Source organism: Candidatus Pelagibacter communis, from assembly GCF_001180025.1.
GTDB classification, from domain to species: domain Bacteria; phylum Pseudomonadota; class Alphaproteobacteria; order Pelagibacterales; family Pelagibacteraceae; genus Pelagibacter; species Pelagibacter ubique_A.
The window spans coordinates 1-1,512 of sequence record NZ_CVSK01000065.1 but is presented as its reverse complement, the minus strand read 5'-3'; the positions used below and the strand labels follow the sequence as shown (position 1 = coordinate 1,512).

The window sequence follows — 1,512 nt, the reverse complement described above, 5'->3', positions numbered from 1 at the left end:
GTTGTAGATAATATTGCAATGCCCCTTGAAATTAGAGGTGTAAGTAAGAATGATCGTTTAGATGCAGCTAATAAAATTTTAGAAATAGTTGAATTGCAAGGTTGGGGTAACAAATTTGCTCATGAATTATCTGGAGGTATGCAGCAAAGAGTAGGACTTGCAAGAGCATTAGCTGCAGACCCAGAATTTCTTTTAATGGATGAACCCTTTAGTGCATTAGACCCACTAATAAGAAGACAACTTCAATCAGAATTTATCAAACTTTCAAAACAAATGAAAAAGACAACAGTTTTTATTACTCATGATTTAGATGAAGCAGTAAGGGTAGGGCATAGAATTGCTATTATGAGAGACGGAAAGGTAATTCAAATTGGTACCCCTGAAGAAATCGTAGTTAATCCAGCTGATGAATATGTTGCAGACTTTGTTAAAGGAATTTCTAGACTTAAAGTTGTTCAGGCAAAAACAATTATGCAAAAAGTTGAAAGTTATGAAAATTTAAATGGTAAATTGGAAGAAAATTTACAAAGTGTAGATGAGCATGAATTATTAAGTAAATTAATTGAAGTTTCAAAATCGAAAGACAAGCCATTAGTTGTTAAAAATAATAAGCAAAAAAATATTGGAGTTATTACACAATCAGATCTTTTAAAAGCAGTAATAGAGGGTGGTGATGGAGAATAAACAAATTAATAACCCTACTAGATCTGAGTTAATAACGGACTTTGTGAAATCAAATCCAGAATATTACATCAAAGAGTTTCAAAAAATTGGAAGCAAACCTTCATTCTCTTTTTCATTTAACTTATATGCGGGAATTCTGGGTCCAATTTGGTTTGGAATGAGAAATATATGGAATTGGGCATTGGCATTTTTAATAATTGAAACATTTTCAGTTGTTCAAATTATTAGAGGTTTATTTGGAAATATTACTAAAGATGCTGTTGAAAAAATTAAACAGGTTGAATCTACAATTGCATTTAGAAACAAACAGTTAGAAGCAGCGATTACCAACAATCCAGATAAAGTCGATGTTTATAAACGTAACATTAAATCCTTAGAAGATGCAATGCAGGGATATATTGACGAAGTTGCAAGAATTGAAGCATCTGCAATTTGGATTACGATTTTTGGTATTGCTTTATTAATTTCAATTAAAATAATTCAAGGGATTTTAGCTAATTCTATTTTAGAAAAAAGATATTCAGAATGGTTATCAGACAAAACAATAAGACCAGGAATGCAAACCAAGAACTTTATCTCAAGTACAATTTTTGCAGCAGTGATTATGTTTTTCTCTGTAGTGCATTATAGTTTTCCTGGCGTTATTACTATAATGGATGATTTTCCAACTCATCCAGACATAAGATTAACCTCAATTAAATGGGTGGAAACTATCTTTGATTACGCAGTGTTAAAAGGAGATGCATTATTTACAGCAATCACAATTGGTATTAGATCAGTGCTAGATTTCTTAGAATTACTATTTGTAAAAACTCCATGGATAGTGAT

The 1,512-nt window shown here is 31.0% G+C and carries 1 protein-coding gene and 1 pseudogene; both read left to right on the top strand.

Annotated features, from left to right (window positions below):
* Positions 1-684, top strand: a 684-nt coding sequence (locus AMN83_RS03020; protein ID WP_143323642.1) for an ATP-binding cassette domain-containing protein, incomplete at its 5' end; no start/stop codon positions are given.
* Positions 674-1,512: pseudogene (locus AMN83_RS03015) on the top strand (glycine/betaine ABC transporter); the annotation flags it as partial. The gene AMN83_RS03020 and the pseudogene AMN83_RS03015, both read left to right, overlap by 11 nt.